Here is a 20,794-nt window from a genome sequence, read left to right as displayed (position 1 = left end):
GCGCCCTCACCGGGGCGCGCCGGTCCGGTCTCCTCGCCGGGGCGCGCCGGTGGCGACGGCAGGCCGCGCTTCCGCCGCAGCCCCGCCTGGACCGCGCTCGCCAGCACCCGCGCGGCGACGCCGACGAGCAGCAGCCCTCCCGTCATCTGCGCCATCGCCAGCACCCGCCCGGTCTGCGACTGCGCGGTGATGTCGCCGTAGCCGACCGTGCTGAAGGTGCTCAGCGTGAAATACAGGGCGTCCGTCCTGGTCAGCGGCTCGCTGAAGGAGCCGGGGGCGGACTGGTCCAGCAGGTAGTACGCGCCGGCGAAGAGCACCAGGAACAGCACCAGGGTGGCGGCCAGGGCCTCGACGGCCTTCAGCCGCGGGTGGGGGGAGCGGGCGATGACCCGTACCTCCCACGCGAACACCAGCAGCACCGCCACCAGGCCGCACACCAGGATCGCCGAGGCGCCGGCGGTGTCCCGCTCGTCCAGGGGCAGCAGGTAGTACGCGGTGACGAGACCGACGGCGATGACCAGGGCGCGGGCGACGGCCACCACTCCGGACCGGCGACGGGGCCGGTGCCTCCTCGTGGCCTCCGGGCCGGATCCGGTGGGGTCCGGCCGGGCGGGGCGGGGATCGCTCATCGGGTGCGGATCTCCCCTCGTGGGCTCGTCCCCGGAGCGGGCTCGTCCGGGGCCGGGCTGGGGGCCCGGGGACTTCCAGCTCACCCCGTGGGCCGCGCGGGCGGCTCACCCGCCGGGGGTGAAGCCGCCCCTGTGGGGCGCGCGGGAGGCTGGCTGCCAGGGGCTCGTACGAGGAGGATCCATGACCGTGCCGCACGGTCCGGCGCCGGGCGCCGGGCGGGAGGACGCGCCGGGCCGAGCGCCCGGACCGGGGGCGCCGGGACCGGGGACGGGGCCCACCGACGTACTCGCGCGCCTCGGCCGCTCCTGGACCTGGGTGCTGGCCTCGGCCGTGGCGACGCTGGTGCCGGGTGTCGTCCTGCTGGTCTGGCCGAGGGCGACCCTGCACGTGGTGGCCGTCCTGATCGGCCTGTATCTGCTGGTGACCGGGGTGTTCCGGCTGGTGGGCGTCTTCGCCCGGGAGGGGCACGAGCGGCTGCCGGGTCTGCTCCTGGCGGTGCTGTACGTCCTGGCCGGGGTGCTGTGCCTGCGCAACCCCCTGCAGACCGTCGCCGCGCTGTCCCTGATCACGGGTGCCGTCTGGCTCGTGTCCGGCATCCTCGCCCTGTACACCGCCACCGCGGTACGGGACCTGCCGCACCGCGGGGTCGCCTCGGCCGTCGCCCTGCTCGCCGTCGTCGCGGGCGTCGTGGTGCTCGCGCTGCCCGCCGAGTCGGCGTACGTCCTGACCCGGCTGCTGGGCCTGTGGCTGGTCCTGCTGGGGCTGGCCGAGGCGGTGGCCGCCCTCGGGTGGCGGGCCGCGCTCCGCCGGACGCCGGCCCCGCGGCCCGGCGGCCCGGCCGGGTGAGCGCCGGCGGCCCGCGGTTCACCCGCGCCGGGTGAAGCCGCCCGATTGCCGCCGCGTCCAGCCTGAGGGCAGCACCCGGTGGCCGGGCGGCCGGCCGGGACGGACGGTGGTACGGAGGAGAGACATGACCGCGCAGACGTACCTGGCGTACGACTATCCCCTGCTGAGCGTCTTCTGGAGCATCCTGCTGTTCTTCCTGTGGATCATGTGGTTCGTCCTGCTCTTCCGGGTCGTCACCGACATCTTCCGCGACGACGACCTGAGCGGCTGGGCGAAGACCGGCTGGCTGGTGTTCGCCATCCTGCTGCCCTTCCTGGGCGTCTTCGTCTACGTGATCGCCCGCGGCAGGAACATGGGCCGCCGGGAGATCGCCCAGGCCCGCGCGCAGCAGGAGGACTTCAACGCCTACATCCGGCAGGCCGCGGGCGGCGGCCGGACCAGCAGCGTCGACGAGCTGGCCAAGCTCTCCGAGATCCGCTCGCGCGGCGACATCACGGACGAGGAGTTCCGCAGGGCCAAGGACCTGGTCCTGGCCGGCCACGGCCCGGCGGAGCGGCAGTCCGGGTCCGTGCCGCCCGGCTCGCGCGCCTGAGCGCCGGACGCACAGGGCCGTGCCGAGGGGCAGGGGCAGCGCCGCACGGGCCCGCCTCGCCGTGGCGGCCCTGCTCGCGAGCGTCCTGGTGCCACTGGTCGCCGCCGGTGTGCGCAGCGTGCTGTGGGTGTCGGCCGGTGTCGCCGGGCTGGCGCTCGCCGCCGCCGGCCTGTGGTGGGCCCTGGCCCACACCAGTGTCACGCGTGCCGCCGGGGTGGTCCTTGCGGTGGGCGCGCCGCTCGCCGTCCTCACCCTGTACGCCCTGAACGGTCTGCTGGGTCCGGCTCTGCTCTCCCTGGCCCTCTGGGCGGTGGCCATGACGGCGGCGCGTTCGGCGGTGAGCCCGGAGCCCTCGGTCGCCGGGCGGCCGGGGCGGGCCGCCGCCGAGCCGCCCCGGCATCCCTGGGTCCTGATGAACCCCCGCTCCGGCGGCGGCAAGGTGGGCCGATTCCACCTGGCCGAGAAGGCGCGGGCGGCCGGCTGCCGGGTCGCCCTGCTCCAGGGCGGCCAGGACGTCGCCGAACTGGCCCGGCGGGCCGTCGCCGAGGGGGCCGACCTGCTCGCGGTGGCGGGCGGCGACGGCACCCAGGCGCTGGTGGCCGAGGTCGCCGCAGGACACGACGTACCGTTCCTGGTGATCCCCGCGGGCACCCGCAACCACTTCGCCCTGGACCTCGGCCTCGACCGCGACGATCCGGCGGACGCGCTGGAGGCCCTCCGCGACGGCGTCGAGCTCCGGGTCGACCTCGCGTACGCCGCCGACCGGGTCTTCGTCAACAACGCCTCGTTCGGGACCTACGCGGAGGTCGTCACCGACCCGGCGTACCGCGACGCCAAGGCCCGTACGACCCTGCGCTCACTGCCCGGCCTCCTCACCGGTGCGGACGCGCCGAGGCTGCGGGCGCGGGCGGACGGGACCCGGCTCGACGGGCTCCAGGCGCTGCTCGTCGGCAACAACGCCTACGGGCGCGCCGTCGACGCGGCCCGTCCGGGGCGCAGGGCGCGGCTGGACGCCGGGGTGCTCGGCGTGATGGCCGTACGGGTGGACAGCACCGCCGACGCGGCGCGCGTCGTACGCGGCCCGCGCTCCGGCGGGCTGGTCCGGCTCACTGCCGGGGAAGTCGTCGTCGAGGGCGGTGCGGACACGCTGGCGGTCGGCATCGACGGGGAGCACGTGGTCCTGCCGTCCCCGGTGGTGTGCCGCAGCGCGCCCGGGGTGCTCCGGGTGCGGGTGCCCCGCCGCCGCTCCCGTGCCCCGCGCGCCGGGGGCGGCCCGGCCGACTGGCCCCGCGTGCTGCGCCTGGCCCTCGGTCGCCACGGCCCGGCGGAGCGGCAGTCCGGGTCCGTGCCGCCCGGCTCGCGCGCCTGAGCGTCATCCCGCCGCGCGGGCCCGGGGGTGGGGGCGGGGGGCCGGGCGCCAGGTGGTGATGAGCGCGGCGGCCAGGAGGAGTTCGGCGATGTCACCGCCGTAGTACATGAGCTCCGCGGCCCCCTGGACCTGGGCGGCGGGGGCGGGGACCCGTACCCAGAAGCCGCCGTACATCAGCTGGGAGATCACCGCGTGGGCCGCGATCGCGACGCCGAGGCAGACCAGGCGGGCCGGGACGGACGGGCGGTGGGGCGCGGGGTCGGGGCCCGCGATCACATGGGCGAACAGGCAGCCCGACAGCAGGAAGTGCGCGTGCAGCAGCCAGTGCGCGGCCGGGGCGTGAACGGTGGCGGCGTACAGCGGGGTGAAGTAGAGCACCGCGAGCCCGCCGGCGGACAGGGTGAGCGCCACCGCCGGGTGGCCGACGACGCGGGCCGGCGGACTGTGCAGGGCGGCGGACAGCCGGCGGGCCCGCGGCGCCGGGAGCGTCCGCAGCAGCAGGGTGACCGGGGCGGACAGGACGAGCGCGAGCGGCGCGTACATGCCGATCAGCAGGTGCTGGGCCATGTGGCCGCGGAAGTCCTGGTGCGCGGCCGGGGCGAGCGGCGGGAGCAGCGCCGCGCCGAGCAGCGCGAGGCCCGTCAGGAACCAGGCGGTGCGCCATCCGCTCCAGCCCAGCGCCGGGTTGCGGCGGCGGGCCCGGCGGGCGAGCAGCAGATAGCCGGTGGCGGCGGCCAGGAGCAGGAGCGCCGGCAGGACGACGGGGGCGGCCGGGGACGCGTGGTGATGGCTCATCGGACGAGCCGGTCCTCCGTCCGGCCGCCGCGCGCCAGCAGCAGGCCGCCCGCCACCAGCAGGGCGCCCAGGGCGAGGAAGCCGAGGTCCCACCAGAGCTGCTGCTCACCGGCGTACACGTGGTGGATGCCGAGCACATGGTGGTCCAGCACCCCCTCGACCAGGTTGAACAGGCCCCATCCGACGAGGATCCAGCCCCACAGCACGCGCGAGGTCCACACGCGGAGGCGGTGGTCGGTGACCCGGGCGTACAGGAGGGCCAGGCCGAGGAGGACCGACAGCCAGCACACGGTGTGGAAGATCCCGTCCCACACGGTGTTCATCTCCAGGCCGGGGACGGTGCGGGGGTCGTAGAACTTCACCCCGATGCGGTCGTGGTCGGTGCTGCTGAGCATGTGGTGCCACTGGAGCAGCTGGTGCAGCAGGATGCCGTCGGCGAACCCGCCGAGCCCGACGCCGAGCACGATGCCCGGCAGCCGGATGCTCCGTGGTGGCGCGTCGCCCGCCGTGGTGCCGCCCGCCGTGGTGGTGGTCATCGGCCGCCTCGCCTCCCGCGTCCCGGTGCCGGTCGGCGGCGCCCCGGTCCGGCCGCCGCCCCCGACGACGTTCCCCTTCCGGCCGCCGCCACGCGCGCGTGGGCGCCATCCGGCCCAATACCGCCGCCCGGGTCCCGGCGCCCGTCTCTCACGGCACGTCAGCGCCCGGCGCGGGAAGGCCCGCACGGCACGTCGGGCGCCCGGGGCGGGGTCACTCCCGGCACGTCAGGCGCCCGGCGCGGGGTCACTCCCGGCACGTCAGGCGGAGTTGCGCGGCGGCGTGGTGGGCGCCGGTGAGGGGGCGGGCGCCCCAGTCGCGGCCCCGGTCGGTGAGGCGCACCGTGAAGTCCGGCGACCTGACGTCGTACGAGCCGACCTGGACCAGGCTGCCGCGGTGGATCTTCTGGAGGACGCCGAAGACGGCGTACGCGGAGCCGGGGTCGTCCGGGTCGGCGAGCACCCGGAACACCGTCGGGTCGCCCGCGACATCGATGTCGCGCCGGCCCTCGGGGACGTACACCGCCAGCGCGCAGCGCGTGTAGCCGGGGCCTATCGGCCAGCTCCAGGTGACCGCGCCGGTGCCGTCCCGGTCGGGGCTGCCCGACATGGGGAGGGCGGTGAACCGGCCGTCGCAGCCACCGCCGCGGAAGCCGCCGGACGGCACCGTGAACCAGGCGGCGTCGCCGTTCTCGAAGCGGCCCTCCTCGCGGTACGTGGTCTCCGTCCGGCACCCGGGGCCCGCCCACACCGTGTAGACCGGGGGCCGCTCCGGTGCCAGCCGGGACGGCAGGCCCTGCCCGGGCAGCCGGCCGCCCGCACCGGAGCCGTCCCCGGAACCACCGGAACCGGAACCGGAGCCCGCGTCACCGCCCAGCAGGACCGCCGCGGCGACCAGGCAGCCCGCGGCCACGACGGCTCCCGCCGCCAGCACAGTTCGTACGCTCGCCATGCCGGACCACTATGCAGCGCGACTCGCGGTAACCGTGAGAGCCGGGCAGCGGCTCAGCGCAGCTCCTCCGGGCACGGCGTACCGCGCGGGAAGATCTTGTACGGGGCGGCCAGCCGGTACACCCCGGCCCTCGGCGCGAGCAGCTCCGTCCACTCGTCGCCCTCGCGGTCCTCCTCCGCCTTCAGCAGGCACCCGTGGACATTGCGGAAGGACCTCGGGCCCTCCTCGCGCTCCTGCGAGGCCGCCGTCTCCCGCGGCGGCTCGATCTTCTTGCCCTCGGCGTCGAGGAGCGCCAGCCAGGGCGAGTACGGCACCCGGATCAGCACCCGTCCCGCCGTGCGCACCCGGATCGTCACCTCGCCGGCGCCCGCCCGGTCCACCGTGGCGGGCGGGTCGGCGAGCGGGGTGGGGTCCTCCACCGCGAACAGCCGCCAGTTGGCGTCGGACCACACCGGGCGCAGGTACGGCAGGCCGTCGCCGACCAGCTCCGCCTCCTCCTCGGCGCCGGTGTCCGGCTCGCCCTTGGGCAGCACCACGTAGTGCACGGCCCAGCGGTGCAGCCAGTCGCGGTAGGTGGCGGAGTTGAGCGTGTCGTCGTAGAAGACCGGGTTGCGCTCCATGTCCGCCTGGCGGTTCCAGCCGCGGGCGAGGTTGATGTACGGGGCCAGCGCCGACGCCTCCCGGTGGCTGCGCGCGGGCACCACCTCCACCCGCGCCTTCTCCGCGCCGAGCTGCTGGAGCTGGTTGATCAGCGGCGCGGCCTCCCGAGCCCAGGACGCGTCCGGCGCGGTGCGGACGATGTCGTCGACGCTCTTGAAGCCGATCCAGCCGTTCAGCACGGTGAACGCCAGGACGAGCGCGTACCACCTGCGGGTGCGGCGGGCGGTGTACGGCAGCGCCGCCAGCAGCACGACCCCGGCGAACAGCATCGGCAGCCGCGACACGTTCGACCCGATCTGCGAGTCGATCAGCCAGGTGAGCAGGGTCCCCAGCGCGTACACCGCCGCGGCCGTGCGGACCGTCCGCCAGTCCCGCGGTACGAGGACGAGGACGAGCACCCCGAACGCGAACGGCAGCATCGTCGACCCGAACGACATCGGCTGCGTACCGGAGAAGGGGAACAGCCACGACGACAGCGCCACGACCGCCACCGGCGCCAGCCCCAGGGCGTACGCGCCGGGGCGCCGCTTGTTGAGGAACAGCGCCGCCGCCGCCACGCCCAGGAACAGGCCCGCGACCGGGCTCGCGGCCGTGGCCAGCCCCGCCAGCGGGGCGGCGACCGCGGCCTTGGCCCACCGTTTCCTGCGCCAGCGGTACGGCCAGCAGAAGACGGCCGCCACCGCGCCCAGCGCGAACATCATGCCCAGGCCGAAGGTGACCCGGCCGGACAGCGCGTTGCACAGGAACGCGAACACCCCGGCGAGCGCGCACGCCAGCGGATTGCGCACCGCGCGCACCCGCACCAGGATCAGCGCGGTCAGCGCGGCCGACGCCGTGCCCGCGATCATCATGGTCGTCCGCACGCCGAGCAGCGACATCAGGTACGGGGACACGACGCTGTACGACACCGGGTGCATCCCGCCGTACCAGGCGAGGTTGTACGCGGAGTCGGGGTGCCGGCCCACGAACTCGGCCCACGCGTCCTGGGCGGCGAGGTCGCCGCCGCTGTTGGCGAAGACGAAGAACCAGACGACGTGGATGAGCGCCGCAGCGCCCGTCGCCACGCTCACCGGATGGCGCCACGCCGGGTGCCGCAGGAAGCCCGCGCGGGGCGCGGGAGCCGTCCGGGGAGCGGGCACCGCGGGTGCCGGCACCGCCTCCGCCGCCTCCTCCGCCGCCGCGCTGCCGGGAGTGCCGGGAGTGCCGGGAGTGCCGGGAGTGCCCGAGGCGGGATCGGGGGGAACGAGGGAGGAGGGCGTGACGGGAGCACGCCTTATTCGCGGTCGGGAAGTCGAGGCGTCTTCCGCGCGGGCCGGCTCAGCGCTGGTCGGCTCAGTGGTGGTCACTGCGGCTCTCTGCTCTCTGCGTCGTCCCCCACGTCCCTGCCCCGCACGTCCTGGTCACGTGCTGTCCGTGAAGACGTCTTCGCGGCGACATCCGTTGCCCGGACGCTAACACGGGGGCGCCCCGGAATTCCGGGGCGCCCAGGGTCATTTCAGCCGATGCGGGTGAGCTTGTCCCCGAGGCCCGGCTCGGCCAGCGCGGTCTTGAGCGCCACCGGCACCCGGACCTGGCTGGCGCCCTCGCCCACGGTCAGCTCACCGACCTTCGTGCCGGCGGGCGCGGAGTGCGGCAGCGCCTTGCCGGCGTCGCCCAGCTCCAGCTTGACCGTCAGGCCCGACCAGCCGACGACCGCGACGTCCTTGGTCGCCACCACCGGGGTCGTACCGCCGAGGCCGTCGTCGACGTGCCCGACGACATCGCCCTTCTTCACCACCGTGCGGCTCTGCAGCAGCTCCTGGGTGGCGAGCATCGCCTCCTTGCTGGCGGCGATCGCGCTGCCCAGGATGGGCGTCTTGTACTGCGCCAGGACCGCGCCGACGATCAGCTGGTCGGTGTCGCCGACCTTCTTGTGCGCGGCGAAGAGCAGGTTGCCGCCGGCCCTGGTGGTGCTGCCGGTCTTGATGCCGAGGGCGCCGTTGTACGGGACGAGGTCGTTGTAGTTGCGCCACTTCTTGCCGGACGGGTCGTACCAGTTCGGCATCGCGGTGATCTCCAGCAGCGCCGGGATCTCCACCAGCTTCTCGCCCAGCTTCACCTGGTCCTCGGCGGAGCTGACGGTGGTGTGGTTCAGGCCCGAGGGGTCGGTGTACGTGGTGTTCTTCATGCCCAGTTCCTTGGCGGTGGCGTTCATCTTCTCGACGAACGCCTTCTCGGAACCGGCGTCCCAGCGCGCCAGCAGCCGGGCGATGTTGTTGGCGGAGGGGATCATGATGGCGGCGAGCGCGTCGTACTCGGAGATCTTGTCGCCGGCCTTCACGGTGTTGAGCGTCGACTCGTTCTGCGCGTCGTAGCCGCCCTCCTTCTCCGCGAGGGCGTCGACCTCGATCATCGGGCCCTTGGAGCCCTTCTTGAGGGGGTGCTCCTTGAGGATCACGTACGCGGTCATCGCCTTGGCGACCGAGCCGATGGGCACGGCCTTCTGCTCGCCGAACGAGTCGATCGTGCCGAGGCCGGTCGCCGACATGTAGCCCTGGCCCTCGCCGGGCCACGGCAGCGACGGCTTGCCCCCCTCGAAGGTGTACGACGGCTTCGCCGTGAGCGCCAGGGTGGGCGCCGGGAGCGGCCGGACGAACTGCACGATCGCAAAGACGACCACCAGGAGCAGGACCAGCGGGGTCCAGATCTTGATACGCCGGACCACGGTACGGACCGGGGTCTCCGGCGGCGGCGGGGTGTTCGTCAGCTCAGCGAGCATGTCGAGCGGCGGGCGCGGCGGCAGCGGCTGCTGCTTGGTCCGCTCCGGCTCGGTGAGCGACGCGGGCGTCGCGGCGGCGGGCGTCCCCGTGGCGGGCGCGGCGGGTGCGGCGGCCTGGGGCGCCTTCGGCGCGGCGGCTCCGGACCGGGCGGCCGGCGGGGTCGGAGCCTGCGGCTCGGGCTTCCTCGCGGCGGGCCGCACGTCGTCGCCGCGCAGCGGCACGAACGTGCTCGTGCGCTCGGCGTCCGACTCGGGCGCGGGGGCAGGCTTGGAGCCGGGCTGAGGGCCGGGCTCGGCCTCGGGCTTCGGGGACTTCCCCGAGGACGCGGCCGTGACGGCCTTCAGGGTCGTCGTCGGCTGGTCCACCGGCTTCCGCTGCACGGCCCGGAACACGGCGGTGGGCTGGTCGACCGCCGGCGCGTCGGCGGCGGGGGCGGTGTCGGTGGTATCGGTAGTGCCGGTGTCGGTGGTCCCGGTGGCCGCCGCGTCGGTCTCGGCGGCGTCGGTGTCCGTCGCGTCGGTGTCCGTGTCGGGGGCGTCCGCGTCAGGGGCGTCCGCGTCGGGGGCCACGACCGGAGCGGGCGCCTCCTTGGTGGGCGCGTCCCCGGCGGGCGCCTTCACCACGGGCGCCTCCTTGGTGGGCGCATCCTCGGCGGGCGCCTTCACCACGGGCGCCTCCTTGGTCGGCGCGTCCTTCGCGGGCTCCCCGGCCCCGGCGGCGGGGGCGTCCTCGACGGGGGCCGCCTCCTCGGACGGACCCTCCGCCTCCGGGTCCTCCGGGGCCCCCTCGTGCGGGTCCTCGGTCTTCGTGACCCACGCCGCCACGGCGTCCCGGAGGCGGGCGTCACCGTCCCGGTCGCCGTCCCCGGCCGCGGCGGCCGGCCGCTGCTCCGCGTCCCCGTCCGGCGACGTGGTGTCACCGGTCACGGCAAGCCTCGGGTCGCGTACGTCCGATGCCGTCTCCCCCGGCGACTTCTGCTGCTCCGACTTGTCGGGGGACTCGCCCGCCACCATGCCTCCTTGGATCCACGCCTTGCCCGAACCATGTACCAGTGTCCTGTGTGAGCGCTTGGCTCCCGTGCAAGACGAGAACGACATACCTGCCGGTTCCCGTACGAAGCACCCAGGCGCTCTCGACAGACCAATGTGAGAGGGGTCACCCTGTCATTCATCCACGCGGGGAGGCATGGATGGGCAGGAGCCGCAGAACACTTCCGGAGGAGCTTCTGCTGCTCGCTCTGGACCCGGCCACGGGTACCACAGCGCAGCCGCAGTCGCTCGACCTCGGCCTGGCCGGAGCACAGCTAGTGGAGCTGGCTCTGGCAGGACGGATAGCCCCTGACGGGGATCGTATCGCCGTGGTGATGCCACGGCCGACCGGAGATCCGACACTGGACTCCGCTCTGGAGCTGCTGCGCAGGCGCGGCAGTCCGGTGCGGGCCGTCCACTGGATCGGCGGGCCCCGGCTGGGGCTGCGCCAGACGTATCTCTCGCATCTGGAACGGTGCGGCATGGTGCATGCCGTCGAGGGCCAGATGTGCGGGGTGCTGCCGACGACGCGCTACCAGGCGACGGAGACGGCGATCAGCCGGGAGATCAGGGCCCGGCTGGACAGTGCGATCCGCACCGGCGTACCGCCGGACCCGCGGACCGCGGCGCTCGCCGCGCTGGCCCACGCGGTCGGTCTCGGCAAGCACCTCTACCCGGGCAACGAGGGGCGCTCCTCGCGCTCCCGGCTCCGGGACCTGATCCGGCACGACCCGATGGGCGGTCTCGTGGCGCACGCCGTGATGGACGTCCAGAACGGCGTGGGCGCGCAGCCGCGCCGGGGCTCCGGCGCGGGAGGCGGCGGCCGCCCGGGCGCGGGCGTCCCGATGCAGCCGCAGAGCCGCAGCGGTTCGATGGCCCGCGCCGTCGCGCACTGAGCCGCACGTACCGCGGCGTCCGCGCACCGGACCGGCACAGGGTCCGGTGCCGGGCGCCGCGCGAGCGCGTGGGGCGGTCGTCCCGGCCGCACCGCGCGCTCGCGCATGTCCGGACGTGCGTGCGCTCCGGGGGCGCGTGTGGCCGTTTTCCAGCGCGCACCAGCGCATTGGTGGCAGTCTGCTGAGCAGTAGATACGCAGAGCTACGCCAGCAACGCAGCCGAGAGCCGGAGGTGCAGTTTCCCGTGGCGTCCAACGTCAACCCCACCGTCAGGCGACGCAGATTGGGCCAGGAGCTCCGCCGGCTGCGTGAGCTCAAGGGCATGACGGCGGAGGAGGTGGCGGAGCGCCTGCTGGTCTCGCAGTCGAAGATCAGCCGCCTCGAGAACGGCCGCCGCTCCATCAGCCAGCGCGACGTCCGCGATCTGTGCGGGGTGTACGAGGTCGAGGACCACCGCATCGTCGACTCGCTGATGCAGATGGCCAAGGACTCCCGCCAGCAGGGCTGGTGGCACGCGTTCGGGGACATCCCGTACAGCGTCTACATCGGTCTGGAGACCGACGCGGCCTCGCTGCGGGTGTACGAGTCGCTCATCGTGCCGGGGCTGCTGCAGACCCGGGAGTACGCGCAGGCGGTGATCGAGGGGATGTGGCCCGAGGCGACGGCCTCCGAGATCGAGAAGCGCATCCAGATCCGCCTCAAGCGCCAGGACCGCCTCGCGGACCCGTCCAACCCGCTGCGGTTCTGGGCGGTGATCGACGAGGCGCTGCTGCGCCGGGTGGTGGGGAACCGGTCCATCATGGCCGACCAGCTCCGCCATCTCGCGGAGCTGAGCGAGCGGCCCCATGTCACGCTCCAGGTGCTGACCTACGACGTCGGCGCCCATCCGGGGATGTACGGGAAGTTCGCCATCCTGGAGTTCCAGGAGGCCATGGACGCCAGCGTGGTCTATCTGGAGGGCGTGACGAGCGACCTCTATCTGGAGAAGGCCAACGACGTGCAGAGCTACGCGGTGATGTACGAGCACCTGCGGGCCAAGGCCCTGAGCCCCGAGCACTCCCGTGCGTTCATCCTCGACGTGGCAGGGGAGTACGCCCGGGAGTACAGCGCCTGAGCGTCTCCCCGACGGGGGCGGCGCACGATACACCGGGCGACGGACAACTGAACAGGTCGCGATGGAATATGCCATCCGGATGGGTGAACGGGCCCTGTGGCCGGTGATGTTGCGGCGTAGCGTCCGTAGGGCAGTCGCCGCGTCAGGCACTGCCCGGCAGGACCCACTCAACTGGCACAACCATCGGAGTCACCAATGCTGATCCGGCATGACATGCTGACGGACTGGACCAAGTCTTCCTACTCGGCCGTGAACGGCGACTGTGTGGAAGTGAAGGCGCGGGACCGCCGGACGATCGCGGTGCGCGATTCGAAGGACACCGGACGCCGTGGTCTGAGCTTCTCCGCGGAGAAGTGGGCCGCGTTCGTCGACGACGTCAGCGAGGGCTCGACCCCCGGCGCATGACCGGACCGGCAGGTTCTCCGCGCGCGGCCGGGGACCGAAGGGGCCGGCCCGACCGTGACCCGCCCGACCGCGAACCGCCCGACCGAAGCCCTCTCGACTGGCCCGCCGACCCGGCCGAGGGGGCTGGTTGCTGTCCGGCCCCGGTCCGGAACGGCCCCCCGGCCCAGGTCCCGGTCCGCCCCCGGCCCCCGCGCGCCCGGCGCGCCGCGCTCGGCGGGTTCAGCCCCTGGGGTAGCGGGCCAGCCAGGCCGGGGAGGAACTGGCCGGACCGTGCAGGGCGGGGCCCTGGGTCATCTCCATGGCGAAGTCGTCCGCGAGCTGGAGGATGGTGGGGCGGCCCTCCAGTTCGGCCAGCCAGGCCGGGGGCAGCGCGGTCTCGCCGTGCAGCGCGCCGAGCAGGGCGCCGGTGAGGGTGCCGGTGACCTCGGAGGGGCCGTCGTGGTTGACGGACAGGCGCAGGCCGTGGCGGACGTCCTCGCCGACGAGCGCGCAGTAGACCGCGATGGCCAGCGCGTCCTCGGCGTGCTCGCCGTCGGTGTCGCCGAGCGCGGCGATCCGCGCGGGGCTCGGGATCCCCTGGCGTACGGCGCCCAGCGCGTGCTTGAGCGCCTCGCTGACCGGCTCGTGCCCGGGGCGGGTCGCCAGTTGGGCCAGCGCCCGCTGCACCGACCCGTCGACGGACTCCCCCCGGGCCAGCCCGTGGACCACCACGGCGAACGCGCCGGCCGAGAGGTACGCGGTGGGATGGCCGTGGGTCTGGACGGCGCACTCGACGGCGAGCTGGCACACCAGGTGGGGCTCCCACCCGACGAGCAGCCCGAAGGGCGCGGAGCGCACCAGGGCGCCGGCGTCCCGGGCGGTGGGGTTCTTGGGCCGGTCGAGCGTGCCGAGGATCTCGTCGCCGAGGCCCAGCAGCGTCGTACGGGACGGGTCGCGGCGGACGTACAGCCACTCCTCCAGGGCCAGCCAGCCGTTGTCCTCGCGGCGTTCGTCGGGGCCCCAGTCGCGCTGGGTGGCGGCCCACCGCAGATGGGCGCGGTGCACGTCGGTGGGCGGGTGCCAGGCTCCGGTGTCGCGGCGCACCTGGGCGCGTATCAGGCCGTCCACGGTGAACAGGGACAGCTGGGTGGCGGAGGTGACGGCGCCCCGGCGGCCGTGGGCGGGGGCGAGGTCGGTGAGCCCGGCGTCGCCGTGGGCGGCGCGGATCGCCTCGACCGGCAGGCCGGACACGCCCGCCCCGAGGGCGTCGCCGATGGCGGCGCCGAGGAGGCAGCCGCGTACCCGGGCGCGGAAGTCCTGCTGCTCGGCCCGGCCCCAGACCGCCGCGGCTGCTGCGCTCACCTCGCGTCCGTCCCTCCGTCGCCCGTCCCGTACGGTCGCCGTGACCGCGGCCGTCGCCTCTCCGGCGCGCAGCACTGTATATCGAAGGCGACCGGCCGTCCGGGGGGCGGAGTGTTATGGGTGGGACGCCCGTCCGGTGGGGTTTTGCACGCGGTCACTCCGATACCGGCAGTACGGGCAGCAGCTCCGGGAGGTGCCCGTCCGAGGCGGCCGCCGCGCGGCGGCGCTCCTCGGGGACCTCGCCGTAGAGCGTGGTCCGGGGGCGGGCGGGCCGGCCGGCGCCGGTGGCGATGGCGACGAGGTCGCGTACCGCTTTGTACGAGCCGTAGGAGGAGCCCGCCATCCGGGAGATGGTCTCCTCCATGAGCGTGCCGCCGAGGTCGTTGGCGCCGGAGCGGAGCATCTCGGCGGCGCCGTCCGCGCCCAGTTTGACCCAGCTGGTCTGGATGTTGGGGATGTGCGGGTGGAGGAGGACGCGGGCCATGGCGGTGACGGCCCGGTTGTCGCGGGTGGTGGGGCCGGGGCGGGCGATGCCGGCGAGGTAGACGGGTGCGTTGGTGTGGATGAACGGCAGCGTGACGAACTCGGTGAAGCCGCCGGTCTCCCGCTGGATGCGGGCCAGCGTCCGGAAGTGGCCCAGCCAGTGGCGGGGCTGGTCGACGTGCCCGTACATCATGGTCGAGGACGAGCGGATGCCCAGCTCGTGCGCGGTGGTGACGACCTCGGTCCAGGTGGCGGCCGGCAGCTTGCCCTTGGTGAGGACCCAGCGCACCTCGTCGTCGAGGATCTCGGCGGCCGTGCCGGGGATCGAGTCGAGCCCGGCCTCCTTGGCGGCCGTCAGCCACTCGCGGACCGACAGGCCGGTGCGGGTCGCGCCGTTGACGATCTCCATCGGGGAGAAGGCGTGGACGTGCATGCCGGGGACGCGGGCCTTCACGGCGCGCGCGATGTCGAAGTACGCGGTGCCGGGCAGGTCCGGGTGGATGCCGCCCTGCATGCACACCTCGACCGCGCCGACGTCCCACGCCTGCTGGGCGCGGTCGGCGACCTGGTCCAGGGAGAGGGTGTAGGCGTCGGCGTCGGTGCGGCGCTGCGCGAAGGCGCAGAAACGGCAGCCGGTGTAGCAGACGTTGGTGAAGTTGATGTTGCGGGTGACGATGTACGTGACGTCGTCGCCGACCGCGTCGCGGCGGATGGAGTCGGCGATCCGGCACAGCGCGTCCAGGGCCGGGCCGTCCGCGTGGAGCAGGGCGAGCGCCTGGTCGTCGGTGAGGCGCGTCGGGTCGTCGGCGGCCACCGACAGGGCCGCGCGCACATCGGTGTCGAGCCGCTGCGGCACCATGCCGGGCGCGGCGGCCTCGCGGAGCGCGTCCCAGTCGCCGTACACCTCGTCGTAGTCGTCGCGCCGGTCGGCGGTGCGGCCCGTGGTGTCGATGGTGCGGTGCAGGTCGGTGCGGCCGGAGGCGGTGAAGCCCTCGTCGGGCTCCTGCCACGGCAGGCCCCGCACCTCGGCGTCCGGGTTCGCCAGGCCCGTCGCGGGGTCGGCGAGGGCGCGGACGTGCGGCAGCAGGCGCGGGTCGAGCCAGGGTTCGCCGCGGGTGACGAACTCGGGGTAGACGCACAGCCGTTCGCGCAGTTCGAAGCCGGCGGCGGCGGACCGTTCGGCCAGCGCGTCGATCCGGGGCCAGGGCCGCTCGGGGTTGACGTGGTCGATGGTGACCGGTGACACCCCGCCCCAGTCGTCGATGCCCGCGCCGATGAGCCGCGCGTACGCGCCGTCGACCAGGTTGGGCGGGGCCTGGAGGCAGGCGGAGGGGCCCATGAGGTGGCGGGCGACGGCGACGGTGGCGACGAGGTCGTCCAGTTCGGCGTCCGGCGTGCCGCGCATCGCCGTGCCCGGCTTGGCGCGGAAGTTCTGGATGATCAGCTCCTGGATGCCGTGGTACGCCCGCGCCACGCGGCGCAGCGCGAACAGCGACTCCGCCCGCTCCTCGTACGTCTCGCCGATTCCGATGAGCAGCCCGCTGGTGAACGGCACCGACGAGCGGCCGGCGTCCTCCAGCACCCGCAGCCGCACGGCCGGTTCCTTGTCGGGCGAGCCGTAGTGCGGGCCGCCCGGCTCGGACCACAGCCGGGTCGCGGTGGTCTCCAGCATCATCCCCATGGACGGTGCCACCGGCTTCAGCCGCTGGAAGTCCGTCCAGGACAGCACGCCGGGGTTGAGGTGCGGCAGCAGCCCGGTCTCCTCCAGCACCCGGATCGCCATGGCGCGCACGTACGCGACGGTGTCGTCGTACCCGTGCGCGTCCAGCCACTGGCGCGCCTCGGGCCACCGGTCCTCCGGCTTGTCCCCGAGGGTGATCAGGGCTTCCTTGCAGCCCAGTTCGGCGCCCCGGCGCGCGACGTCCAGCACCTCGTCCGGCGACATGTACATCCCGTGCCCGGCGCGCCGCAGCTTGCCGGGCACGGTCACGAAGGTGCAGTAGTGGCAGGTGTCGCGGCACAGCCGGGTGAGCGGCAGGAAGACGCTCTTTGAGTACGTGATGATCCCGGGCCGGCCCGCCGCGGCGAGGCCCGCGTCCCGGACCCGGGCCGCCGACGCGGTCAGGTCGTCCAGGTCGGCGCCCCGCGCGCGGAGCAGCACGGCGGCCTCCGTGACGTCCAGCGCCACCCCGTCTCTGGCCCGCTTCAGGGCACGTCGCATGGCGTTGGGGGTGGGGCGTCCGGCCGGGTCGTCGGTCATGGCCCCGAGCATACGAGTGCGGCTCCGCTACACGTACGCGGCGTAGTCGTCGAGCGTCCGCAGCACCTCCGCCTCACCGGCCGGGGGCAGCTGGACGACGGTCTCGGTGACGCCCAGGCCGGCGAGGCGGGCGAGCTTGCCGGGCGAGGGGTGCACGGCGTACGGGACGACCTGGAGCGCGCCGGGGTCGCGCCCCGCCCTCTCCCAGGTCTCGCGCAGTACGGGGAGCGACTCGTCCAGCCCCCGCCCGCCGATGGGCAGCCAGCCGTCGGCGTACTCGGCGATGTGGGCGAAGAGGGTGGGGCCCGCCGCGCCGCCGAGCAGGATCCGCGGGGCGCCGCCGGCGGGCTTGGGGAAGGCGTAGGAGGCGCGCACCGAGGCGGTCTTCCCCTCGTACGCCGTCGGCTCCGGCGCCCACAGGGCGCGCATCAGCGCCATCCGCTCACGCACGCTCTCCCGGCGGGTGCTCCAGGCGACGCCGTGGTCGTCGGCCTCCTCGCGGTTCCAGCCGTATCCGACACCGAGGGTGAACCGGCCGCCGGAGAGGTGGTCGAGGGTGGCGACCTGCTTGGCGAGGTCGATCGGGTCGTGCTGGGCGACGAGGGTGATCCCGGTGCCGAGGCCCAGCCGGTCGGTCACGGCGGCGGCCTGCGCGAGGGCGGTGAACGGCTCCAGGGTGCGCCCGTACTCGGGCGGCAGCTCCCCGCCCGCCGGGTAGGGCGTGGTGCGTTCGGCCGGGATGTGCGTGTGCTCGGGCAGGTAGAGGCCCGCGAAGCCGCGCTGCTCCAGCTCGGTGGCGAGCCGTACGGGGGTGATGGTCTCGTCCGTGAGGAAAATCGTCGTGGCGATCCGCATGACGTCTCAACATAGGCCCCGCGGGGGCGCATTCCGTGCGTTCCGTGAGTTTGGCCGGGTGTTGACGGTGGGTTCACCGGCGGCGGGGAAAGTGGAACGCATGCTGGGCAGACGAGGGTTCGTGACGGGCGCCGCGGGGGCCCTGCTGGCGGGCGGCGGCGTGTCCTTCGCCGCCGGGCAGACGGAGCGGGTCGTGCGCGGCACGCTGCCGCCGGGCTCGCCCGACTATGTGTACCTGCCGGTCGAGGTGCCGCGCGGGGTACGGGAGTTGCGGGTGTCGTACACGTACGAGCGGCCCGCCGTCCCGCCCGGGACGCAGGGCAACGCACTGGACATCGGCATCTTCGACGAACGGGGCACCGAGCCGGGCGGGCCCGGGTTCCGGGGCTGGTCGGGCGGCGCGCGCAGCGAGTTCTTCCTCCGCGCCGACGACGCCACGCCCGGGTACCTCGCGGGGCCGGTCCGCGCGGGCACCTGGCACCTGGTGCTCGGCCCGTACACGGTGGCCCCCGAGGGCCTGGCGTACACGGTGACGGTCCGCCTGGTGTACGGCCCTCCGGCGCGGGCCCGGCGCCCGGTGTACCCGCCGGAGCGGGCGCGCGGGCGGGGCAGGGCCTGGTACCGGGGGGACTGCCACCTCCACACGGTGTACTCCGACGGGCGGCGCACCCCCGCCGAGGTGGCGGCGGCGGCCCGGGCGGCCGGGCTGGACTTCATCAATACCTCGGAGCACAACACGCACGCCGCGCACGGGGCGTGGGAGGGCCTGTGGGGCGACGACCTGCTGATCCTGACCGGCGAGGAGGTCACCACACGCACCGGTCACGCCGTCGCGATCGGCACCGACCCGGGCACGTTCGTCGACTGGCGCTTCCGGGCCCGCGACGACCGCTTCGGGCGGTGCGCCCGGGAGATCCGGCGGGCCGGCGGGCTGGCCGTCCCGGCGCACCCGTTCTCCCCTTGCGTGGGCTGCGGCTGGCGGCACGGCTTCACGGAGGCGGACGCGGTGGAGGTGTGGAACGGCCCGTACACCCCGGACGACGAGCTCGCCCTCGCCGCCTGGGACGCCACGCTGGCCCGCGGGGGCGCCTGGATCCCCGCGATGGGCGCCAGTGACGCGCACCGCGAGCCGCAGCGGGTGGGCGAGCCGCAGACGGTCGTCCTCGCCGGCGACCTGACCCGGCGGGCGGTCCTCGCCGGGCTCCGCGCGGGCCGCAGCTACGTCGCCGAGTCGTCCGCCGTGTCGCTGTCCTTCGCGGCGACCGGCGGGCGGGGCGGCCGCGCGGGCATCGGCGAGCGGCTCCCGGTGCCGCCCGGCGCCCCGGTCACGGTGCGCCTGGACGTGACGGGCGCCCCGGGCTGCACCGCCCACTTCGTCACCGACCAGGGCACCCTGCACTCGGCCCCCCTGCCGGCGCCGGGCGCGGGCACGGTCACCTGGACGACGACGGCCGCGTACGCCACCTATGTCCGCGCCGAGGTCCGCCACCCTCCGGTGACCCCGGGCCTCCCGGGCCCGCTCGCGGCGTTCACCAACCCGGTGTTCCTGGGCGTGCCGGGGCACTGACCGGCAGCCCGTAGGGTCGGACGCATGAGCAGTGCGAGTTCCGGGCCCCAGTCCGTCGGCCGTGCGCTGGAGATCCTCGACCTGGTGGCCGACGCGGCCGGGCCGGTCGGGGCGAAGGTGCTGGCGCGGCGGCTGGGGTGCTCGTTGTCGACCGTCTACCACCTGCTGGGGCCGCTGGTGGAGCGGGGGCACCTGGTGCGGGCCGCCGGCGGCGGGTACGCGCCGGGGCCGCGGGTGGCCGCGCTGCACCGGGCGTTCCAGCGGCACGTGGGGGTGGCGGCGCCCGGGGTGGGCGAGGTGCTGGCGCGGCTGCGGCGGGAGAGCGGGGCGGAGGCGTACTTCACGGCGTACCGGGACGGCCGGATCACCGTCGTGAACAGCACGGCGCCCGTCACCGACACGGCGCACCCGTTCGTGCCGGGGCCGGAGGTGCGGGCGCACGCCACCGCGCACGGCAAGGCGCTGCTGGCGGGGCTGGGGCGCGGGGAGCGGCGCCGGTACCTGGCCGCGCACGGGATGGCGCGGTACACCGAGCGGACGATCACCGCGGCGGACCGTTTCGAGGCGGAGCTGGCCCGGGTGCGGGGGCAGGGGTACGCCGTGTCGGTGGGCGAGGCGGACCCGGCGTACACCTGTGTGGCGATGGTCGTGCCGGGTGGCGCCGGGGGCGCGGTGCACGCGCTGTCGGTGTCGCTGCCGACCGAGCGGTTCGCGCGCGGGCGGGGCAGGGTGCGGGCGGCGGTGGCGGACTCGGTGCGCGCCTTCTCCGGGTCCGCGTTTTACGGCGGTGCCGGAAACGCGGGCGCGTGAGCTGGACGGCGGGCCGGGCCGGGAGCACCGTAACGGCATGATCTTCATCGCCGTCAGGTTCACCGTCCGTCCCGAGTACGCCGACCAGTGGCTCACGCTGGTCGGGGACTTCACCCGGGCCACCCGCGCCGAGCCCGGGAACCTCTTCTTCGACTGGTCGCGCGACACCGAGGACCCGCACCGGTTCGTGCTGCTGGAGGCGTTCGCCGACGCGGACGCGGGCGCCGCGCACGTGGGGTCGGCGCACTTCGCCGCCGGGCTGGAGGCGATGGCCGGTGCCGTCGCCACCACGCCCGAGATCATCAACGTGGACCTGCCCGGCCGCACCGGCTGGGACGCCATGGCGGAGCTGACGCCCCGCGCCTGAGCCGGGGAGGCCCGGTCGTGACGGCCGTCGGTCGTGGACGGTCGCCCAGCCGGAGAGGGCCGTCAGTCGTTGCGGGCCGTCGGCCGGGGAGGGCCGTCAGTCGTTGACGGCCGTCAGCAGCACCGCCGCGTCCGTCACCGCCGTCACCCCGTGCCGCTCCGGCGGCAGCAGGTGCAGCGCGCCCATGGTCAGCTCGACGTCGCCGGACTGGGCCGTCACCCGCACCACGCCCCGCAGCACCTGGAGCGAGGCGGCGGGTGGCGTGTTGTGCTCGTCCAGCGAGGTGCCGGCGGTGAGCGCGATGACGCTCTGCCGCAGCGGCGGGTCCCGCAGGATGAGGTTGGCGCTGCGGCCGTGCTCGTCGGCGTGGGCGGCGACGAGGTGTTCCTCTGCGATCGCGTTGAGGTCGTACATACCGTCCACCTTGCCGCCCCGCCGATCGCCGCGCACATGGAAAGGGCGGGCGCCGTGCCGTCCCACGGTGCCCGCCCCTCCGGCTCAGGTGTACGCCGGTCGCGTCCGGGGTCGCCCC

General features: G+C 74.8%; 18 protein-coding genes and 1 pseudogene. 9 read left to right on the top strand and 10 right to left on the bottom strand.

The window, feature by feature from the left end:
* Positions 1-32 precede the first annotated feature (32 nt).
* Positions 33-629, bottom strand: a pseudogene (locus ACF08D_RS24630) (potassium channel family protein); the annotation flags it as partial.
* Positions 630-810: 181 nt separating this feature from the next.
* Between ACF08D_RS24630 and ACF08D_RS24625 the strand changes: the two are divergent.
* The 3 genes from ACF08D_RS24625 (at position 811) to ACF08D_RS24615 (ending at position 3,437) form a co-directional block, all read left to right on the top strand.
* A complete protein-coding gene (locus tag ACF08D_RS24625) occupies positions 811-1,476 on the top strand; it encodes an HdeD family acid-resistance protein (RefSeq protein WP_392225242.1) in 666 nt (221 codons plus the stop codon).
* Between the two features lie 124 nt (positions 1,477-1,600).
* Positions 1,601-2,068 (top strand): SHOCT domain-containing protein, encoded by a 468-nt coding sequence (locus tag ACF08D_RS24620; RefSeq protein WP_392225241.1) that lies wholly within the window; start codon positions 1,601-1,603, stop codon positions 2,066-2,068.
* A 19-nt stretch (positions 2,069-2,087) separates the two neighbouring features.
* Positions 2,088-3,437, top strand: coding sequence for a diacylglycerol/lipid kinase family protein (locus ACF08D_RS24615; protein WP_392225240.1), 1,350 nt, complete (start codon positions 2,088-2,090; stop codon positions 3,435-3,437).
* 3 nt (positions 3,438-3,440) lie between these two features.
* On the opposite strand, the gene ACF08D_RS24610 is transcribed toward ACF08D_RS24615, so the two are convergent.
* From ACF08D_RS24610 to ACF08D_RS24590, 5 genes are all read right to left on the bottom strand, one after another.
* Positions 3,441-4,232 (bottom strand): cytochrome c oxidase assembly protein, encoded by a 792-nt coding sequence (locus ACF08D_RS24610; RefSeq protein ID WP_392225238.1) that lies wholly within the window; start codon positions 4,230-4,232, stop codon positions 3,441-3,443.
* The gene (locus tag ACF08D_RS24605; RefSeq protein ID WP_392225237.1) at positions 4,229-4,768 is read right to left on the bottom strand and encodes a DUF2243 domain-containing protein; all 540 of its coding nucleotides are present in this window, start codon (positions 4,766-4,768) and stop codon (positions 4,229-4,231) included. Before ACF08D_RS24605 ends, ACF08D_RS24610 begins: the two co-directional genes overlap by 4 nt.
* Before the next feature lie 244 nt (positions 4,769-5,012).
* Positions 5,013-5,717, bottom strand: coding sequence for an adhesin (locus ACF08D_RS24600; RefSeq protein WP_392225236.1), 705 nt, complete (start codon positions 5,715-5,717; stop codon positions 5,013-5,015).
* Positions 5,718-5,770: 53 nt separating this feature from the next.
* Complete coding sequence (locus ACF08D_RS24595; protein ID WP_392225606.1) at positions 5,771-7,474, bottom strand: MFS transporter; 1,704 nt, start codon at positions 7,472-7,474, stop codon at positions 5,771-5,773.
* Between the two features lie 398 nt (positions 7,475-7,872).
* Positions 7,873-10,149: a hypothetical protein gene (locus ACF08D_RS24590; RefSeq protein ID WP_392225234.1), complete on the bottom strand. Its 2,277-nt coding sequence runs from the start codon at positions 10,147-10,149 to the stop codon at positions 7,873-7,875.
* A gap of 176 nt (positions 10,150-10,325) precedes the next feature.
* Between ACF08D_RS24590 and ACF08D_RS24585 the strand changes: the two genes are divergently transcribed.
* From ACF08D_RS24585 to ACF08D_RS24575, 3 genes are all read left to right on the top strand, one after another.
* Positions 10,326-11,060: a GPP34 family phosphoprotein gene (locus ACF08D_RS24585; protein WP_392225232.1), complete on the top strand. Its 735-nt coding sequence runs from the start codon at positions 10,326-10,328 to the stop codon at positions 11,058-11,060.
* A gap of 244 nt (positions 11,061-11,304) precedes the next feature.
* Positions 11,305-12,174, top strand: coding sequence for a helix-turn-helix domain-containing protein (locus ACF08D_RS24580; protein ID WP_392225230.1), 870 nt, complete (start codon positions 11,305-11,307; stop codon positions 12,172-12,174).
* A gap of 195 nt (positions 12,175-12,369) precedes the next feature.
* Entirely contained in the window at positions 12,370-12,579 is a 210-nt protein-coding gene (locus ACF08D_RS24575; protein ID WP_392225228.1) for a DUF397 domain-containing protein, read from the top strand.
* A gap of 219 nt (positions 12,580-12,798) precedes the next feature.
* Here ACF08D_RS24575 and ACF08D_RS24570 read toward each other — a convergent pair whose 3' ends face one another.
* The 3 genes from ACF08D_RS24570 to ACF08D_RS24560 all read right to left on the bottom strand — a co-directional run bounded on the left by ACF08D_RS24570 (position 12,799) and on the right by ACF08D_RS24560 (position 17,518).
* Positions 12,799-13,920, bottom strand: a complete 1,122-nt coding sequence (locus ACF08D_RS24570) for an ADP-ribosylglycohydrolase family protein (protein ID WP_392225227.1) — start codon at positions 13,918-13,920, stop codon at positions 12,799-12,801.
* 154 nt (positions 13,921-14,074) lie between these two features.
* Positions 14,075-16,663, bottom strand: a complete 2,589-nt coding sequence (locus ACF08D_RS24565; RefSeq protein ID WP_392225226.1) for a bifunctional FO biosynthesis protein CofGH — start codon at positions 16,661-16,663, stop codon at positions 14,075-14,077.
* Positions 16,664-16,690: 27 nt separating this feature from the next.
* Positions 16,691-17,518: a TIGR03619 family F420-dependent LLM class oxidoreductase gene (locus ACF08D_RS24560; protein WP_392225225.1), complete on the bottom strand. Its 828-nt coding sequence runs from the start codon at positions 17,516-17,518 to the stop codon at positions 16,691-16,693.
* A gap of 100 nt (positions 17,519-17,618) precedes the next feature.
* Between ACF08D_RS24560 and ACF08D_RS24555 the strand changes: the two genes are divergently transcribed.
* Genes ACF08D_RS24555 through ACF08D_RS24545 form a run of 3 tightly spaced genes read left to right on the top strand, consistent with a single transcriptional unit; the run spans position 17,619 to position 20,262 of the window.
* Positions 17,619-19,085 carry a CehA/McbA family metallohydrolase gene (locus ACF08D_RS24555; protein ID WP_392225223.1) on the top strand — a complete coding sequence of 489 codons (1,467 nt, stop codon included), beginning with the start codon at positions 17,619-17,621 and terminating at the stop codon, positions 19,083-19,085.
* Between the two features lie 24 nt (positions 19,086-19,109).
* Positions 19,110-19,895 carry an IclR family transcriptional regulator gene (locus tag ACF08D_RS24550; protein WP_392225221.1) on the top strand — a complete coding sequence of 262 codons (786 nt, stop codon included), beginning with the start codon at positions 19,110-19,112 and terminating at the stop codon, positions 19,893-19,895.
* A gap of 37 nt (positions 19,896-19,932) precedes the next feature.
* Complete coding sequence (locus ACF08D_RS24545; RefSeq protein WP_392225220.1) at positions 19,933-20,262, top strand: putative quinol monooxygenase; 330 nt, start codon at positions 19,933-19,935, stop codon at positions 20,260-20,262.
* A gap of 96 nt (positions 20,263-20,358) precedes the next feature.
* Here the strand turns inward: ACF08D_RS24545 and ACF08D_RS24540 are convergent, their stop codons facing one another.
* Positions 20,359-20,676, bottom strand: coding sequence for a cupin (locus ACF08D_RS24540; RefSeq protein ID WP_392225219.1), 318 nt, complete (start codon positions 20,674-20,676; stop codon positions 20,359-20,361).
* Between the last annotated feature and the right edge of the window lie 118 nt (positions 20,677-20,794).

Origin of the sequence: Streptomyces sp. NPDC015131 (genome assembly GCF_043079975.1) — a bacterium.
Taxonomy (GTDB): Bacteria; Actinomycetota; Actinomycetes; order Streptomycetales; family Streptomycetaceae; genus Streptomyces.
This window is presented reverse-complemented; position numbering and strand designations above follow the sequence as displayed.

What these genes read in the sequence shown, in the direction of transcription:
- ACF08D_RS24625 (WP_392225242.1), top strand. Translation starts at nt 811, where the DNA reads ATGACCGTGCCGCACGGTCCGGCGCCGGGCGCCGGGCGGGAGGACGCG.
- ACF08D_RS24620 (WP_392225241.1), top strand. Translation starts at nt 1,601, where the DNA reads ATGACCGCGCAGACGTACCTGGCGTACGACTATCCCCTGCTGAGCGTC.
- ACF08D_RS24610 (WP_392225238.1), bottom strand. Translation starts at nt 4,232, where the DNA reads ATGAGCCATCACCACGCGTCCCCGGCCGCCCCCGTCGTCCTGCCGGCG.
- ACF08D_RS24605 (WP_392225237.1), bottom strand. Translation starts at nt 4,768, where the DNA reads ATGACCACCACCACGGCGGGCGGCACCACGGCGGGCGACGCGCCACCA.
- ACF08D_RS24600 (WP_392225236.1), bottom strand. Translation starts at nt 5,717, where the DNA reads ATGGCGAGCGTACGAACTGTGCTGGCGGCGGGAGCCGTCGTGGCCGCG.
- ACF08D_RS24590 (WP_392225234.1), bottom strand. Translation starts at nt 10,149, where the DNA reads ATGGTGGCGGGCGAGTCCCCCGACAAGTCGGAGCAGCAGAAGTCGCCG.
- ACF08D_RS24585 (WP_392225232.1), top strand. Translation starts at nt 10,326, where the DNA reads ATGGGCAGGAGCCGCAGAACACTTCCGGAGGAGCTTCTGCTGCTCGCT.
- ACF08D_RS24575 (WP_392225228.1), top strand. Translation starts at nt 12,370, where the DNA reads ATGCTGATCCGGCATGACATGCTGACGGACTGGACCAAGTCTTCCTAC.
- ACF08D_RS24565 (WP_392225226.1), bottom strand. Translation starts at nt 16,663, where the DNA reads ATGACCGACGACCCGGCCGGACGCCCCACCCCCAACGCCATGCGACGT.
- ACF08D_RS24560 (WP_392225225.1), bottom strand. Translation starts at nt 17,518, where the DNA reads ATGCGGATCGCCACGACGATTTTCCTCACGGACGAGACCATCACCCCC.
- ACF08D_RS24555 (WP_392225223.1), top strand. Translation starts at nt 17,619, where the DNA reads ATGCTGGGCAGACGAGGGTTCGTGACGGGCGCCGCGGGGGCCCTGCTG.
- ACF08D_RS24550 (WP_392225221.1), top strand. Translation starts at nt 19,110, where the DNA reads ATGAGCAGTGCGAGTTCCGGGCCCCAGTCCGTCGGCCGTGCGCTGGAG.
- ACF08D_RS24545 (WP_392225220.1), top strand. Translation starts at nt 19,933, where the DNA reads ATGATCTTCATCGCCGTCAGGTTCACCGTCCGTCCCGAGTACGCCGAC.
- ACF08D_RS24540 (WP_392225219.1), bottom strand. Translation starts at nt 20,676, where the DNA reads ATGTACGACCTCAACGCGATCGCAGAGGAACACCTCGTCGCCGCCCAC.